Raw genomic sequence first — 17,143 nt, 5'->3', positions numbered from 1 at the left:
CGCTTTAGTTTACATTGGCACAAGAGTGCAACATGTCCAGTTGAGGGTTGATGACTTGGGTTTTTACATCCAACATACTTAACAAGCTTGGGAATAAATTATCCTGACTTAACTTTTGTTTAATTTGTTGATTTAAACAATTTACTTGAGCAAGATTATGTTGTTTCCAGCCATCTGAGAACCACATAATCATTGGGATATGTGTTTGTTGGCTTGGTGCAATTGAGTAAGGTGAACCATGCAAATACATACCATGTTCGCCTGTTGACTCACCATGGTCAGATAAATACCAGAAACCAGTTTGATAATTTGATACTTCTTTTAAAATATTAATCATTTGGCTTAATACATGGTCAGTATAGACGATTGTATTATCATAACTATTTATCAGCTCGGCTGGTGAACAACCCTGTATCGCATTAGTATCACAAGTTGGTTTAAATGGTTGATATTTCTCAGGTGCACGCTTGTAATATGCTGGCCCATGACTACCCATCTGATGTAATACAACTAAACGTGGACGCTTATCATCTTTCGGAATAGAAGCCAAATATTGCTTTAAGCTATCAATCAGAATGTCATCAAGACATTCATCATCTTTACACCATTTTTGCTTTAAATCTTCTGGAATTTGATATTGTTCAACGCGATCACATGCGCCTTTACAACCCGAGTTATTATCAATCCAAGTAACTTGATAGCCTGCACGTTTTGCAATATCAAGCAATCCTTCACGATGACTCGCTAATTGCTCATCATAATCAGCACGTGGCATACCAGAGAACATACATGGCACAGAAACCGCTGTTGCAGTACCACATGAACTCACTTGAGAGAAGTTTAAAATATTTTGTTTAGAAAGCTCTGGGTTTGTATTTTTTGCATAGCCATTCAGTGAGAAACTTTCTGCACGTGCAGTTTCGCCCACCACAAGTACCATAAGTTTAGGTAAATCTTTTTGAGTTTGCTGGACTTGATGAGCATCTTCACCATACTTCACAAGAGGAAGATTTTTCTTAGGTGCTTTTTTACGATAATAAGACATAACCGAAGAAATGGTGTTCTGAGGGGAAATCATCCCTTTCAAGTCACGATGCTCCCTAAATATTGCTGCAAAATCAACATAGTAAGCAAATAACAATCCGCCCACAACGGCAAATGCAAGGGCGATGGAAAGGACTTTTTTAAGCAAAAGCGGAAGTATTTTTTCTGATTTGAGTTTTACCTGAGTAATCAAAAATATAGGTAAAACAACAAAGAAAATCGTCCAGAGCACAAAACGCAAAGAGAGTAAATCTGTGGCTTCTGCGACATCTGTTTGAGCAATGTTTTGAATCTGGTCAGGTGAAATAATGACACCTAAAGTATTTACAAAATACGAGCTAAACCCACCAATGAATACTAACAGAATGGCAAAAATTTTGGCGGTCCATTTCCAGTTTAAAATTTGTAAAGCTGCATAATAGGTAGCAACAACAATCACTACAGTAGCTGCTAAGAATAAGGTTGCTTTTATACCTAAATATGGTGTTAACAGGTGAACTTTCTTATAAAAACCAATATTTAGAATTGCACCTAACCAAATGGCTATAATGACGTTGAACATAAACAGGGAAATCTGCTTATTTCTTAATTTAGAAAAAAAACTCAGCATCTCTGGTTACTACGACCTTTTTTATGATCTTCTAATGTAAAAATTGAAACTTAAAAATGACTTAAATACTAGAATGATCGGTATAAACCATTTTTAAGCGCTTAGTGTCATTTAACTCAACTACAAATAAAAAGTCGAGATTCACTTGAACCTCGACTTTTTCAGACTTAAATCTTTGAAAAATTAGAAGCTATACTTAGCCATTAAACCAATACGGTTATCTTTGTAAGACTGGCCAGCAAACGTTTCACGCTTACCATTGATATATTCAAGACCTAAATCAATTGGTTTAACAGGCGAATAGATAAAGTTAATCCATGCTTGTTGAACTTTTTCGTTAGCAGATGCATTTAAGCGGGCAAAATCTGTACCATCATCTGCAAACTGTGCACCGTACGCTAAAGTTGAACGCAAGTTAGGCAAGATTTTATAAGTACCACCTACTTGTACAGCAACAAATTTATTTTGCTCAATATCTTTATTAGCAGCTACAGCATACGCAGCATTACTACCATATAAATAAGTACTATCACCTACTACATATGAAACATCAGCAAATACTTTTAAAGGATCAGAAACTTTGAAGTCTGTACCTGCAGCAATACCCCAGCCAGTTTTATTATCGTCAGCAAGCTGTGATTTGTAGTTTTCTACTAAAACACGAGCTGATGCAGAACCTTTACCCTCTGCATAACCTTGGGTGATTTTAGCAGTTAATGCAGGTAGACGATATTTAAGGCTATCACCTGTAGCAGATGATGAACTATCAGCTTTTTCAGCAGAAACAAACAATTGAGTTGCAGGTGCTAATTTATAGCTATAACGTACTTGAGGAACACGTTTCGTACCGCCACCAATGTTTGTCGAGAAATCGATCATTTCTGGTGCATGAGTTGATAAGAAGTTAGATGTCGTTTGACCAAACAACCAGTCATTATATGTTACATAAGCATGACGAATACGGAATGCATCGTTTGTTCCACCAAAGTCAACTTCGATTTTACCGCCTACTTTAGCATCGCCCACAGGTGTATTAAAATCTAAACCAAGACGTGTAGTTTTAGCTGTCGCACGTAATTTATCCTGTGTGCTAGCTGTACCACCTGTACCACCTACTTTATTTACAGCATTAAAGTCGTCATCCGCACCTTCGATAATGTAGTTAGCATCACCACGAACAAAACCATAAAGGTTCACATCAGCACCAGCTTTAGATTTAAAACCTGCTAATGGAGAAGCTGGCGCAGCAACAGGCTGAGGCTGTGCTTTAACTTCAGCTAACTGTACTTGCTGTTGTTGCTGTACTTGTTGCTGTTGCTGTTGAACTTGGCGCTGTTCTTTAACTAATGCTTTTAAAGCTTCAACTTCTTGACGAAGTTTTTGAATTTCCTCTTTTTCAGAGGTTGCCGCATTTGCCCCACTCATCATTAAAGCTGTTACTGTAATAGCTAAACTTTTAACAACAAACGATTTACGATTAAGGAATAGATCCATCAAAAACTCCTAAAAATATATTTTATGTTGCTTGTCCATGCCAAGTTGATTCGTGTGACCATTGAGCACAAAAAAACCAACTATCCTCCAAATTTGATTGCATTAATTTTATTACCGCAATCAAAACCAATTTTAACGCTGGGTAAGATTAAAATTCCCAAATCAAAAGAATTAAAACAGACTTTTGTTTACAGAACTTTTACCTTGACTTCATGTTGTAACGAATCCTACACAACTCTCTTATCTTATAGAATGATTAAATCATTATTTCATTATTCTTTTTTAGACTTTAGGCTAATATACAATCTAATTAAAGATTCTTTTGCTGTCCTGATGGTTTCACATGATTTTTCTTGTTATTCGCATCCCTTTTTCTCCTTCTAGCTTCCATTCGCTACCCAAACAAGATGGCACAATTAATAAGCCATTTGAATAGCTAAAAATATACATTTTCAAAAGAATGACTAAAGGTACAAGTACAATTTTTCAGCATGACTTAACCTGATTTAAGTCTCTTTATTTCATCAACTTAATGCCATTTTTTATACAGTCTTTGTACCTTTCCATATGTACATAGGAATTAAAAAGAGTACTCCAACACTGACAATACATATCAAATAATGGTAATAACCAAGCGCATCTCCAATAACACCACTCAAGGTATAAAGACCACCACTTACTGTCGCCATGACCGAAACTTGGAGAGTAAAATCAGTGCCTGCGTAGTTCTTTCGGCTGTAATGCATGACTAAGGTTAACATTACAACGAGTAGCATGGCGGCAAAGGCATCTTCCAAAGCATTTATAGTATAAATAAGCCATGCATTTATTTTTATCTTTTGCTCATAAGCATAGGCCAAGTAAACATACGCACCTAAACTCATGATTTTTAATATTGAAAAACTAATTAATGTATTTGGTCTAGAAAAATACTTTAATACCCATCCTGCAATAAATGCCCCCACTAAAGCAGCTACAGCGCCTAGCATAGTGATGTAAACACCAATTTGGGTAAAACTTAATCCCATATCTACCATTAAGGGTTTGAGTAACGGCCCAGCTAAGCCATCTGCCACTTTAAAAGTGATGAGTACCATTAACCAAGAACGAAGTTCTTTATTTTGAGAAAAATAACTCAAATAAGCCTTAATTTTTGTGACTAAATTTGGCTGGCTAGGTTCATTAATAGAATGAGAATTATGAAGAGGCTCTTTAAATAGTAAAATAGGTAAAGTATTGATAAAGACTAAAGCAGCTAATAATAAAAATGTCGGCTGCCATGACAACCAGTCTAGACACCACAGCACAGCTCCCCCACCCACGATAAAACCAAGCCGAGAACCTACGACTTGAAAAGTATTTCCCCAATGCTGCTGATCGTGTTGCAATAAATTAACAGCTAACGCATCGGTTGCAATATCTTGTGTTGCGCCCGTCAAGTTCATAAATAACAGTGCAATAAAAAATATAAATAAGTACAGCGGCTGATCTAAGGCTTGAATGGGGAAGAAAGATAAAACACAAAGTACGGCCACCGTCAAAAGCTGAGTAGGTAAAATCCAGCTACGATAGTGTCCTAAGCGTGAAATCGCATGTCGATCTACCCACGGTGCCCAAAATATTTTGATTGACCAAGGCAACATGAGCAACCCAAAACCACCAATATGGGCAAGTGATACACCTTGAGCTCTTAATATTACGGGCAAAGCATGGGTCATAAACCCCACAGGTAAGCCTTGTGCCCAATATAAGGAAAATAGCAAAAGATAAAGATTTTGCTGTCGGAACATATATACCTACTTTTATTTCTTTATGCGGTAATCACATGAAATACCATGCGTGGCCTTACATTTTGCCAATGAAGCATAGATTTCAAAAGATTAAGATAAAGCAAAGGATGATTTAAAACTTAAAAATATGGAACAACATTTTCCCAATCTACCGTCTCAGGTTCCTCAACGTGGTAATGCTTTAAGCCGAGCATTATTTAAGAAACTTTTTTTGGCTCAAGGCTGGACCATAGAAGGTGAAGTTCCCAACTTTCCTAAAGCAGTAGCCATTATTTCTCCCCATACATCTAACATTGATGGTTGGTATGGTTTTCTTGCTATTTTTGGACTCGGTATTCAAATTACGGTGTTGGGTAAAGATAGTTTATTTAAGCCACCGTTTAAACGCGCTCTAGATTGGGCAGGTGTTATTCCTGTAAAACGTGACTCTGCTAATGGTCTGACTGAACAAGTGGTTGCCACTATTCAGCACTATGACAAAATCTGGATTGGCATGGCGCCTGAAGGCACACGTAAGAAAGCAAAAAAAATGAAGAGTGGCTTTTACCATATTGCTGCAAAAGCCAATATTCCGATTGTAATGTTTTCTTTTGATTATGATCGCAAGACTATTCATTGCTTAGACTATTTAATACCTAGTGGAAACTATGAGGAAGATCTCGCCAAGATTTTTGAGCGCTATAAAGGAAAAATATCACCTAAAAATCGTAATTGGCTTGCGGAACCTTTACAAAATCTTGTGAAAAAAACCTAGCAAAAATTAAACGAATCTGGTCTGATGGGCCATCTTAATTTATCTTGCCATAGATTGTTTTTTAAAGATGAAAATTGCTCAATTTGCCAGTATCGGATTTATCTCTTTAGCCCTATTCGGCTGTGATAAATTCAGCAAAACACCAACACCGACCACTTCAGTTAAAGCACGCGAACCAGTAATCGCACTTGCCTTAGGTGGCGGTGGAGCAAAAGGATTTTCACATATTGGTGTTATCAAGGTTTTAGAATCACATGGTATTAAACCTAAAATTGTTACAGGTACAAGTGCCGGCAGTTTTGTAGGAAGTATCTACGCCAGCGGACAAACACCTTATCAGCTCCAAAATCTTGCACTTAAATTGCAAGAATCTGATATTCGTGATTTAACGCTTAATCGCCAAGGTATTATTCTTGGGCAAAAGCTACAGGACTACGTGAATCGTAACGTGGGTAACAAACCTATTGAGAAATTCCCAATTCGTTTTGCAGCAGTAGCAACCCGTCTTGATAATGGTCAAAAAGCTGACTTTATTAAAGGTAATGCAGGTCAAGCTGTACGCGCGTCTTGTAGTATTCCAAACGTATTTGTACCTGCCACTATTGGTAATCAAAAATACGTAGATGGTGGTTTAGTTAGCCCAATTCCTGTAAAAACAGCACGCGATATGGGTGCAGATATTGTGATTGCGGTTGATATTTCAGCACGTCCAGCAGGTAATCGCCCAGCGAATATGTGGGGGTTACTTGATCAAACCATTAATATTATGGGGCAACAAAGTATTAATGAAGAGTTAAAGCAAGCCAATGTAGTGATCCAGCCTAAAGTTGGGCACTTAGGTACACTCGATTTGAAATCAAGCAATGAAGCTATTTTAGAAGGTGAAAAAGCTGCTCAAGCACAAATACGTCAAGTTGAAACTGCAATTGCGAATTTCAAAAAATCTCCAGCCGCATTTAAGCCAGCACCACGTCCTAAATTTTAATTGAGGAGGTTTTTTTCTATCCACACCTACCATCATCTGCTACAGTGGTAAAAGTGATATGAGATCACTTTTACCCATCATAAAGATATATAAAAGAGCAGATCTATGGAGTTTGTTGTAGAACCTTGGCACTGGTTTGTATTGGGTATCTTACTTATTCTTTCTGAGCTGATTATCCCTGCTTTTGCCGCTCTCTGGTTTGGTATTGCAGCCATTATGGTTTGCTTTCTCTATTGGCTATTTCCAGATATTAGCCTCACAACACAAATTATATTGTGGATTATTTTATCGGTGCTATGCACTATTCTTTGGTTCAAATTTATTAAACCATTGTCGATTGATAAAACTAAAGCGGGTTTACCTCGTGAAGCCACCATTGGGCAAATTGGTATGGTGATTCAAACTGAACTCGCTCATGACCAAATTATTGTTCGTTTCCCTATGCCTATTTTAGGGGCCGATGAATGGAACTGTCGAAGCATCACCCCTGTGAAAGTCGGTGATCGGGTTCGAGTCATTGATATTTCGGGTAATGACTTAATCGTTCAGCCCCACAGTACTTCATAAACATTAAAGATAAAGAGAGGTTATTTTCATGCCAGTTGGTACCATTATTGTTTTAGCCTTTTTGGCTTTTGTTGCAGTTACCATTTTTAAAGGGGTGCGTATTGTTCCTCAAGGTTATAAATGGATTGTTCAGCGCTTAGGGAAATATCATTCTACGCTTAATCCGGGGCTTAACTTCGTTATTCCTTATATTGATGACGTAGCTTATAAAGTCACCACTAAAGATATTGTGCTTGATATTCCATCTCAAGAAGTGATTACCCGTGATAATGCTGTATTGCTTATGAATGCAGTAGCCTATATCAATTTAACAACCCCTGAAAAAGCAGTGTACGGCATTGAAAACTATACTTGGGCAATTCAAAACCTTGTACAAACTTCACTACGTTCAATTGTCGGTGAAATGGATCTAGATGATGCTTTATCATCTCGAGATCACATTAAAGCAAAGCTCAAAGCTGCGATCTCTGATGATATTTCAGATTGGGGTATCACTTTAAAAACCGTAGAAATTCAAGATATTCAGCCATCTTCAACCATGCAAGCTGCTATGGAAGCGCAAGCTGCTGCTGAACGTCAACGTCGTGCCACAGTAACCAGAGCTGATGGTGAAAAACAAGCTGCAATTTTAGAAGCTGATGGTCGTTTAGAAGCATCTCGCCGTGATGCAGAAGCACAAGTTGTTTTAGCAGAGGCATCTCAAAAAGCGATTGAGATGGTAACGAGCGCAGTCGGCGATAAAGAAACACCTGTTGCTTACCTGTTAGGTGAACAGTACGTTAAAGCAATGCAAGAGATGGCGAAATCAAGCAATGCCAAAACTGTTGTGTTACCTGCCGATGTTTTAAATACAATCCGTGGCATTATGGGAAAGCATAATTAATTTAATTGCTTCAAATAAGTCATTGAAATAAAAACGGCGACCATCATGTCGCCGTTTTTATATTGAGTATTATTGGTTGTTTAATCTTTTCTGATCTTTCAAAGGGAGCTTTTTTACAACCAAGTCATAAGAATCTCGAATCAAGTCTTGAAGTAAATCCCGAGTTAAGTTTTTATGCGGAGTAATAGAGATCCAGTGTTTTTTATTCATGTGATACCCTGGAATAATAAAAGGATAAAGCTCCTGATATTCCTGACTTTTATAAGGGTCACATTTGACATTAATCATTTTTACGCCAGACACTTCCACTGTCAGCATAAACATTTTTTCTAAAATTTTAAAAACTTCATACTCTGGACCAAATGGATGAGTTTGCTCACTAAAAGGAAGATTACACGCAATCTCTATCGCGACTTGGTGGAACTGATCACCATTCATTCTTATCTCCTTTATTCATTAAATATGAATATAAGCAGGATTATTAATTTAGTTTTTTATTAGTTAGTCCGGGCTAAAAGGAATTGTGAAATCTCAACTAATTCTTTTGCATTTTCACCAAAATACGCTAAAGCTTCAAAAGCTTGGTCATGCAACTCTTTTGCATAAACCTGTGCTTGCTCAAGTCCCATTAAAGCAGGATAAGTCGACTTTTGTACTTGTTCATCCTTACCCGCAGTTTTACCTAAAGTTTCAGTGCTTGAGGTAATGTCCAAAATATCATCTTGCACCTGAAAAGCCAGTCCAATTGCTTGTCCATATTGGCGTAATTTCGGAATTGCCTGATCTGTTCCAGAGAAAATTGTCACTGCACCCATCATAATGGCAGCCTGAATAAGCGCTCCCGTTTTATTGCGGTGGATATTTTCTAGTTCATCTTGAGAAATTTGTTTAGCTTCAGCTTGTAGGTCTAAAACCTGCCCACAAACCATTTTAGAGCTGGCTGTTGCTAAAATTTGAATTTGCTTTAATACAATTGCAGCATCAGTTCCCTGCCCTTGTTCATCAAACAAACGGCTACCTAAAACCTCAAAAGCCATCGACTGTAAAATATCGCCTGCAAGTAAAGCGGTATCTTCACCAAATGCTACATGGCAAGTTGGCTGACCACGACGAAGTAAATCATTGTCCATACAAGGCAAATCATCATGCGCTAGCGAATAACAATGAATAAGTTCAACCGCAACCGCCGCACGGCGAGCAGCCGCAAAATTTGGATTGTCTTGTAAAGAAGCTGTGGCGTAACACAAAGCTGGGCGCACACGTTTTCCACCAAGCATAACTGCATGGTGTACTGCGCTTTTTAAAGGTTCAGGAATTGAAAATGCAGCGAGTGTCGTCAATAAATCTTGTTGAATACGTTGTTGAGCTTGTTTTAAAACATCCGCATTAACTTGAGAGAGTGATGACACAGTCGCCTCGTAAAATCAGTAGAGAAATTTTATTAAATGTTATGAAACATTCATGTACTACATCATACACGATTCGTTGTGAAAAGTGCGTGATGAGTTATGGATGTCACATGCAAAAGAGCCTCTCTATAGTAGAGAGGCTCTCTCATTTAAATAACTTTTAGAAACTGTCGCCCGGAACGCGTACCCAACCTTCCATTAAGACACGTGCACTACGGCTCATAATGGCTTTTTTCACAACCCATTGGCCATTCGTAAGTTCGGCTTGAGCACCAACACGTAATGTTCCAGAAGGATGTCCAAAACGCACTGCTTCACGCTCTCCACCACCAGCTGCTAAATTTACCAATGTGCCCGGAATAGCAGCTGCCGTACCAATTGCTACAGCTGCTGTACCCATCATGGCATGGTGTAATTTACCCATCGACAAAGCACGAACCAGTAAGTCGACATCATTTTCTGAAACATTCTTACCACTAGATGCCGTATAGTTTTTCGGTTTAGAGACAAAAGCAATTTTTGGTGTGTGCTGACGCGCAGCTGCTTCTGAAATATCTTTAATTAAACCCATCTGAACTGCACCATACGCACGAATTTTTTCAAAACGTGCCAGCGCAGTTGCATCACTATTGATATGATCTTGCAACTCTGTACCTTGGTATCCTAAATCTTCTGCATTTAAGAAAATGGTTGGAATACCAGCATTAATAAATGTCGCTTGGAAACGACCAATATCAGGAACATCTAGTTGGTCAACAACATTCCCTGTTGGGAACATATCGCCGCCTTCTTCACCATCATCGGCAGGATCTAAGAACTCAATTTGAACTTCAGCGGCAGGGAAAGTCACCCCATCCAGTTCAAACTCACCAGTTTCTTGAACTTGACCATTGGTAATAGGCACATGTGCAATAATGGTTTTCTGAATATTTTTTTGCCAGATTCGAACCGTGCATAGGCCATTTTCTGGAATACGATCTGCATCAACCAAACCATTTGAAATCGCAAATGAGCCAACCGCAGCAGTTAAATTACCGCAGTTACCGCTCCAGTCCACAAAAGGCTGATCAATTGAAACCTGCCCAAACAAATAGTCGACATCATGATCTGGCTGTGTGCTTTTAGCCAGAATAACGGTTTTGCTTGTACTCGAGGTCGCTCCACCCATTCCATCAATTTGTTTTCCATAAGGATCTGGGCTACCGATGACACGTAGTAAGAGGTGATCTCTTGCTTGACCTGCCACCTGAGCTCTTTCCGGCAAATCATCAAGTTTAAAAAAGACACCTTTACTGGTTCCACCACGCATATAGGTTGCTGGAATTTTAATTTGCGGTACTGAGCTCATATCAACTGTTATCCTTACTATTGTGTTTTTATATCTCGAAACAAACAGACTTGTTTAGTCATCCGCTTCATCTTAAATCGTTTTGTGATCTAGAGATAGCGTTATGCTTTTATACATCAATCGTATTGACGCAAACTTATTTTGAGAATTTAGATTCATGCTCACAATGACCGAATTAAGCAAAATCATGAAAAAAAGAGTCTATCAAAAAATATATTTTTAGAATATTTTTCAATCATTTTTGAATTATTAAAAGCAAGTTAATGATTTTAAATATTTTTTAGTGTTACTTTTCAGTCACCGCTTGTTAATTTGTAGTCTAGGCTAAAATAAATCCATCTATTAGAATAATTTACTTATTCATAGTGAGTGAAGACCTTTGACCAACGAATCTTCTACACTGCAACGAGGACTAAAAAATCGACATATCCAATTAATTGCTATGGGTGGAGCAATTGGTACCGGATTATTTTTAGGCTCGGCGCAAGTGATTCAATCTGCGGGACCATCCATTATTTTAGGATATGCCATTGGTGGCTTAATTGCTTTTTTAATTATGCGCCACCTAGGAGAAATGATTGTTGAAGAACCTGTTGCAGGATCGTTCAGCCATTTTGCTTATAAATATTGGGGTAAATTTCCCGGATTTTTAGCTGGATGGAATTATTGGATACTCTACGTTCTGGTCGCAATGAGCGAACTTACTGCTGTAGCCAAATATATTAATTATTGGTGGCCTCATATTCCAGCGTGGACGTCTGTCTTATTTTTCTTTGTCGTGATTACGGCAATTAACCTAACAAACGTCAAATTTTATGGTGAGTCCGAATTCTGGCTCGCTATTATTAAAGTTGTTGCGGTTATCTCAATGATTGTTTTTGGACTATATTTGCTATTTACAGCAGATGTAGGTTCAAGCATTTCATTTAGCAACCTTTGGACACATGGCGGATTCTTTCCAAATGGCTTTAGTGGCCTGTTCTACATGTTGGCTTTCTTGATGTTCGCCTTTGGTGGTATTGAACTGATTGGTATGGCTGCAGCAGAAGCAAAAGATCCGAAAAAAACCATTCCAAAAGCAATTAACCAAGTTGTTTTCCGTATCTTGATTTTCTATATCGGTTCATTGGCAATTTTACTTTCATTAGTGCCATGGAACCAATTAGACCTTGGCGGTCTCGATAAAAGTCCATTTGTTATGATTTTTAGTCAAATGGGTATTGGTTGGGCTGCACACTTACTTAACTTTATTATTTTAACCGCTGCCCTTTCTGTTTATAACAGTGGGATGTTTGCCAATAGCCGTATGCTTTACGGTTTAGCTCAACAAGGTAATGCGCCAAAAATTTTCAAGAAAGTAAATAAACAAGGTGTACCTGTACCAGCAGTTTTATTATCTGCATTACTCATTTTTGGCTGTGTTCTTTTAAATTACTTTGTACCTGAAAATGCACTAAGTCACTTAATGTACATTGTAGTTGGAGCATTGGTATTAAACTGGGCGATGATCAGTATGACTCACCTTAAGTTTAAATCAGCAATGAAAAAACTCGGTCAAAAAACTCACTTCCCTGCACTTTGGGCACCATTTAGTAACTATTTGGTTTTAGGTTTCATTGCTGTTGTACTCTACATCATGTGGAGCCAAGGCTTTAAAGAATCAGTGATGATGATTCCAATCTGGATCGTTCTTATGTTTATTTTGTTTAAAGTACTGAATGCTAAAGAACAATAATCTGAACGCTTGTACTTAAAACATAAAAAAGCCATTGTCTAGACAATGGCTTTTTTGTGTAAGACGATAAGATTAAAGTTTTATAGTGATATCTGTTTAGAGCCAATGTTTCGTATCATCAGCCACAGGTGTGCCATGAATAGCGTGCATAATCATTGCATGCGCAATACTACCTTTAAATGGTATTTCGGGTAACTGATCAAATTTGAAAAACTGAGCATCACTGAGCTCTTTCTCCTGAATTTCAATTTCGCCCGCTTCATATTCGGCTTTAAAGGCCAACATTAAGTTACTCGGAAATGGCCATGGTTGACTCGCCAAATACTGAATATTCTTAATGTGTAATCCAACCTCTTCTAATGTTTCACGTCGCACAGCATCTTCTAAGGTTTCCCCTACCTCTACAAAGCCAGCGATTAAACTGTACATCTGGCTCGTATTTCTGGCATTTTTTGCCAGCAAAATCTCGTTCTCTCCACGTGTAATAATAGTAATCACACAAGGGTTAACTCTAGGATATTGACTAAAATTACATGCAGGACAAGTCATAGAATATTCAGTCTTATGCTGCTGGGTTTTATGTCCGCAACGACTACAAAACTGATGATTACGACGCCACTCTAGTAACTGAAAAGCACGACTCGCCTGTTCAAACTGCGGTTTAGTCCAATACTGCAAGAGTTGGCGAATCGATATGAACTGATATCCATTTGGTATAGGTTCACCTTCTTGGAAATCTCTTGCTATTACTTGAGGGTCTGCTTGTATATGTAAATCATGTTCCTGCTGTTGAAGGCAAGGCAAATTAAAATTCGCATCAACCAAAAGTTGTTGCTGCTGAAAAATATAAGCAATAGGAAGGTTGTTGGTATCCATTTATATACTCGAGTGAAGAACCTTTCGACGGCCTCTACAGCTCCTTCAAAAAGATCAGACTTAAAACATATTTTTTCAAAAATCTTACGCATATTGGCAAATACCTTCAATTTATTTAATTTGTATCTTTTTGATTAAAATCACATTTTATTCACGCATACTATGCTTTTAAGTTATATCTATGACTTTATAGCTAACTGACCAGTGATGAACTTAGAAGCACTGCTTCACATAAAATTGATCTCTGAAAATTTAGACTAGTTTTAGTCCCATTTCATGAAGCAAAAATATGCGATTTGGTTTAATTCTGGGTGATCAATTAAATCACCAACTCGCAACGCTCAAGTATTTAAACCGGAATGAAGACATTATTTTGATGGCTGAAGTACTTGAGGAAACATCTTATGTTGCTCATCATCAACAAAAAATAGCGCTGATTTTTAGTGCAATGCGGCACTTTGCAAAAGAATTAAAAGCACAGGGCTGGAAAATCCGTTATCACACATTTAAGCGCGAAAGTCATATAAAAAAGTTAGTCGACTTTATTGCTTTGCAGCAGCAACACTTCTCGGCGAATACTCTCGTCATTACCCAATGTGGTGAGTATCGCTTACAGCATGAAATCGATACTTCATGGGCTAACTCGCTAAAACTACCTGTTATTTGTTTAGAAGATGATCGCTTCTTTTGTACCGTAGAACAATTCAAGCAATGGGCGAACAAATATAAAACGCCAAGAATGGAATACTTTTACCGAGAAATGCGCAAGCAAACTCACTATTTAATGCATGACCAACAACCCATAGGTGGGCAATGGAACTTTGATCAAGCCAATCGAAAAGCGTGGTCAGGCAATCCACCTTTGCCACAAAAATTAGCCTTTGAGCATGATCAAATTGATATAGATGTTATTCAACTGGTCAAGAAAGAATTTTCTCAACATATCGGCAATCTCAATTCCTTTCAATGGGCAACAACCCGTCAAAATGCCTTGCTTGCTTTAGACCATTTTATTTCTAACAACCTACCCCACTTTGGCGATTATCAAGATGCCATGGTTTATGGTTCAGACTTTATGTTTCATAGTCTGCTCTCGCCTTATTTAAATTGTGGATTGTTATTACCAAAAGAGATATGTGACGCTGCCCAAACAGCCTATTACAACGGACAGGCCCCCTTAAATGCAGTAGAAGGATTTATTCGTCAGATATTAGGATGGCGAGAATATGTGCGTGGAATCTATTGGTTATCTATGCCTGACTATAGCGATCAAAATACCCTTCATGCCAGCACGCCGCTGCCACAATATTACTGGACGGGTGATACAAAAATGGCATGTATGGCCGAGTGTTTCAGAAATACCTTTGAACATGGCTATGCTCACCATATTCAGCGTTTAATGATTACAGGTAACTTTGCGCTTTTAGCAGGTGTAAATCCATCAGAAATTTGCGAATGGTATTTAGCTGTCTATGTAGATGCTTATGAATGGGTCGAATTACCGAATACTTTAGGCATGGCGATGTATGCAGATGGCGGCATCATGGCAAGTAAACCCTATGCTGCATCAGGTAATTACATACATAAAATGTCAAATTATTGTCAGCACTGTACATATAACATCAAAACAAAAACTGAACCAGACAGTTGTCCATTTAACAGCTTGTATTGGTATTTTATGAGCCAGCATGAGGCCATATTTCGTCAAAATCCCAGAATGGCTATGGTCTACAAAAACCTTGATCGTATGAAAGATAAAGCTTCTGTCATGCAGCATGCAAAGTTACTTATTCATCAACTTGATGAGCTTTAAGATCATGAAAAAACAGCATCTACCCCAGAAAATATGTGTCTATTGTCAACGCCCTTTTGACTGGCGAAAGAAATGGGAGCGTTGCTGGGAAGAAGTAAAATATTGCTCTGAAAGATGTAAACGACAGGCTCGCTCAAATAAGTAAATATTTCACGCGATTTTTTTTCACTGATTCAACACTACTCTTCATTGTTGAATCAGTTGTCTTTCAATTGATTATATTTGATAGTTTTACGCATATTTATACTGACGAGAACAGTAAGCTCGTTCAACTTCTGGTGAACGTAATTGCTGATGCTTAGTTTTACGCCCTGCCATACGCTTGCGCCAGAGTTTAAAACTGCTCGATTTTAAATTGTATCTCATTAAACGAATAACCTCACTTTCACGCAAGCCATACTCTCGCTCAATTGCTTCAAATGGGGTTCGATCTTCCCATGCCATTTCAATAATTCTAGATAAGTCCTGTTCATCAATTTTTTTCATGTTATGCCCTTTTAAATTATGCTGTAACCAAATCTGATTCTTTAACAAACTACCTTTCGGAAATAGCTTCACTTACCCGATTGCTTGCTTTGAATGTTTTCGTGTTTTGCTTCAGATCATAGAAAGGCAAACATGAATTTTTTGTGATTTTTTTGCTTTATAAACTCTATTTTTTATATAAGACATAAACAGTTCTAAAACCTTTGAGTGGTTTAACTTTTTATTGACCACTATGGCAAAATTTTTAATACCTAAAACATGAAAAAAGCCATTGCCTTGGCAATAGCTTTTTCGTTTATAATCATTAAATTATGCGCCCTTAGCTTAACTGGATAGAGCAGTTGCCTCCTAAGCGACCGACGTGGGTTCGAGTCCCGCAGGGCGCACATATTGAATAACTTAATCCTTCACTTCAGCCAGCAACGTTTCAGCTGCAAGCTTGCCCAAATTGTTAGAAGCAAGCGGACTATCGCCTGTTAGCAATTTACGGTCTCTATGACATTGACCTGTAATACCAGTGTTCAAAATCTTCACACCAAGTTTTTCAAGGTTCTCACCGACTAACCACGGTAAAGCCCCCGGCATATAACCAATGTCAATATTTGCCCCCTTATCTAATGAATCAGGGAATACACAAATTTGATAATCTTTAAAAATATAATTCTCAGGCTGTTCATCTACCGCCGCAGCAAGTAACGAAGCTGGTCCATGACATAAAGTAATAATAAATTTGTCTTGTTCAACTGCCCATTTCAGAACTTTTTTGACATCTAAGCTATGTGGAATCTTAGCTAGAACACCATGCCCACCCGGAATAAATACAGCTGCGTATGGAGAATTTTCGCTAACTACGTTTTCTAAAATATCGGCAAGTTTTAGCGGATTTTTTAGTTTATCTGCATATTTCTGGAAAGTATCTAATACCACCTGCTCTTGCTTTGGCATTGCCCACATTTCAAGCTTGGCTGGATTACCTGAAAGTGTCGCAACATCAATTTCAAAACCCGCATTATCTAAATGAAACATCGGCAAAAGCATTTCTACTGGATGGTTTCCTGTAGAAAAAAACTTACCGTTTTGCATCTGGATATAACGCTCATCAGTTGCAATCATTAAGACCTTTTTATTGCCCGTATACGGCGTTGGGTAGGTCGTACCGTCGTAATCTGTTTTAGGCGAAGTATATTGGCTCAGTGAGTATGGTGATGGGAAGAATGCATTATCTTCTGCCAAATCTGGAGTCGGATTTTTATCATTTGATGCTGGGGTATTCATTGTTACCATCCTTTAGAATTGAAGAACGAAATAACAGCTTTAAGCCAGTTATTATTTCTTAGTAAATGTATATT

16 protein-coding genes and 1 tRNA gene are annotated in these 17,143 nt (G+C 38.0%); 8 read left to right on the top strand and 9 right to left on the bottom strand.

The genetic code is table 11. The annotated features are described in order from the left end of the window. Window positions 1-4: 4 nt before the first annotated feature. The 3 genes from ACH8JV_RS07855 to ACH8JV_RS07845 form a co-directional block, all read right to left on the bottom strand. Window positions 5-1,654, bottom strand: a complete 1,650-nt coding sequence (locus ACH8JV_RS07855) for a phosphoethanolamine transferase (protein ID WP_396520560.1) — start codon at window positions 1,652-1,654, stop codon at window positions 5-7. A 183-nt stretch (window positions 1,655-1,837) separates the two neighbouring features. Continuing rightward, window positions 1,838-3,148, bottom strand: coding sequence for a DcaP family trimeric outer membrane transporter (locus tag ACH8JV_RS07850; RefSeq protein ID WP_002051240.1), 1,311 nt, complete (start codon window positions 3,146-3,148; stop codon window positions 1,838-1,840). 542 nt (window positions 3,149-3,690) lie between these two features. Then, the gene (locus ACH8JV_RS07845) at window positions 3,691-4,938 is read right to left on the bottom strand and encodes an MFS transporter (protein WP_396520558.1); all 1,248 of its coding nucleotides are present in this window, start codon (window positions 4,936-4,938) and stop codon (window positions 3,691-3,693) included. A gap of 127 nt (window positions 4,939-5,065) precedes the next feature. Between ACH8JV_RS07845 and ACH8JV_RS07840 the strand changes: the two genes are divergently transcribed. From ACH8JV_RS07840 to ACH8JV_RS07825, 4 genes are all read left to right on the top strand, one after another. Further along, entirely contained in the window at window positions 5,066-5,692 is a 627-nt protein-coding gene (locus ACH8JV_RS07840; RefSeq protein ID WP_016805259.1) for a lysophospholipid acyltransferase family protein, read from the top strand. 67 nt (window positions 5,693-5,759) lie between these two features. Then, window positions 5,760-6,677: a patatin-like phospholipase family protein gene (locus ACH8JV_RS07835; protein ID WP_016805260.1), complete on the top strand. Its 918-nt coding sequence runs from the start codon at window positions 5,760-5,762 to the stop codon at window positions 6,675-6,677. A 105-nt stretch (window positions 6,678-6,782) separates the two neighbouring features. Beyond that, window positions 6,783-7,244: an NfeD family protein gene (locus ACH8JV_RS07830; RefSeq protein WP_151818259.1), complete on the top strand. Its 462-nt coding sequence runs from the start codon at window positions 6,783-6,785 to the stop codon at window positions 7,242-7,244. A gap of 28 nt (window positions 7,245-7,272) precedes the next feature. After that, window positions 7,273-8,127 (top strand): SPFH domain-containing protein, encoded by an 855-nt coding sequence (locus ACH8JV_RS07825; RefSeq protein WP_016805262.1) that lies wholly within the window; start codon window positions 7,273-7,275, stop codon window positions 8,125-8,127. Window positions 8,128-8,196: 69 nt separating this feature from the next. On the opposite strand, the gene ACH8JV_RS07820 is transcribed toward ACH8JV_RS07825, so the two are convergent. From ACH8JV_RS07820 to prpF, 3 genes are all read right to left on the bottom strand, one after another. Beyond that, the gene (locus ACH8JV_RS07820; RefSeq protein ID WP_396520555.1) at window positions 8,197-8,565 is read right to left on the bottom strand and encodes an MmcQ/YjbR family DNA-binding protein; all 369 of its coding nucleotides are present in this window, start codon (window positions 8,563-8,565) and stop codon (window positions 8,197-8,199) included. A 59-nt stretch (window positions 8,566-8,624) separates the two neighbouring features. Beyond that, on the bottom strand, window positions 8,625-9,536 hold the full coding sequence (locus ACH8JV_RS07815) for a polyprenyl synthetase family protein (protein WP_151761728.1): 912 nt from the start codon (window positions 9,534-9,536) through the stop codon (window positions 8,625-8,627). A 160-nt stretch (window positions 9,537-9,696) separates the two neighbouring features. Then, window positions 9,697-10,884, bottom strand: a complete 1,188-nt coding sequence (prpF, locus tag ACH8JV_RS07810; protein ID WP_396481148.1) for a 2-methylaconitate cis-trans isomerase PrpF — start codon at window positions 10,882-10,884, stop codon at window positions 9,697-9,699. Window positions 10,885-11,263: 379 nt separating this feature from the next. On the opposite strand from prpF, the gene ACH8JV_RS07805 reads away from it, so the two are divergent. After that, a complete protein-coding gene (locus tag ACH8JV_RS07805; protein ID WP_004885437.1) occupies window positions 11,264-12,619 on the top strand; it encodes an amino acid permease in 1,356 nt (451 codons plus the stop codon). Window positions 12,620-12,715: 96 nt separating this feature from the next. On the opposite strand, the gene nudC is transcribed toward ACH8JV_RS07805, so the two are convergent. Continuing rightward, window positions 12,716-13,495 (bottom strand): NAD(+) diphosphatase, encoded by a 780-nt coding sequence (nudC, locus tag ACH8JV_RS07800; RefSeq protein WP_396520552.1) that lies wholly within the window; start codon window positions 13,493-13,495, stop codon window positions 12,716-12,718. Between the two features lie 289 nt (window positions 13,496-13,784). On the opposite strand from nudC, the gene ACH8JV_RS07795 reads away from it, so the two are divergent. Beyond that, window positions 13,785-15,308, top strand: a complete 1,524-nt coding sequence (locus ACH8JV_RS07795; RefSeq protein WP_396520550.1) for a cryptochrome/photolyase family protein — start codon at window positions 13,785-13,787, stop codon at window positions 15,306-15,308. A 4-nt stretch (window positions 15,309-15,312) separates the two neighbouring features. Beyond that, window positions 15,313-15,453: a DUF2256 domain-containing protein gene (locus ACH8JV_RS07790; protein ID WP_077162469.1), complete on the top strand. Its 141-nt coding sequence runs from the start codon at window positions 15,313-15,315 to the stop codon at window positions 15,451-15,453. 86 nt (window positions 15,454-15,539) lie between these two features. Here the strand turns inward: ACH8JV_RS07790 and ACH8JV_RS07785 are convergent, their stop codons facing one another. Continuing rightward, on the bottom strand, window positions 15,540-15,794 hold the full coding sequence (locus ACH8JV_RS07785) for a TIGR03643 family protein (RefSeq protein ID WP_004705831.1): 255 nt from the start codon (window positions 15,792-15,794) through the stop codon (window positions 15,540-15,542). 313 nt (window positions 15,795-16,107) lie between these two features. Here ACH8JV_RS07785 and ACH8JV_RS07780 point away from each other — a divergent pair. Further along, window positions 16,108-16,180 (top strand) — tRNA-Arg (locus ACH8JV_RS07780). Between the two features lie 13 nt (window positions 16,181-16,193). On the opposite strand, the gene hchA is transcribed toward ACH8JV_RS07780, so the two are convergent. Further along, window positions 16,194-17,069, bottom strand: a complete 876-nt coding sequence (gene hchA, locus ACH8JV_RS07775) for a glyoxalase III HchA (RefSeq protein ID WP_396520548.1) — start codon at window positions 17,067-17,069, stop codon at window positions 16,194-16,196. Between the last annotated feature and the right edge of the window lie 74 nt (window positions 17,070-17,143).

The sequence above is a fragment of the Acinetobacter sp. ABJ_C5_2 genome (assembly GCF_044538485.1).
Lineage (GTDB): Bacteria > Pseudomonadota > Gammaproteobacteria > Pseudomonadales > Moraxellaceae > Acinetobacter > Acinetobacter nosocomialis_A.
The sequence above is the reverse complement of the archived record's forward strand: the minus strand, read 5'-3'. Positions and strand labels throughout refer to the sequence as shown.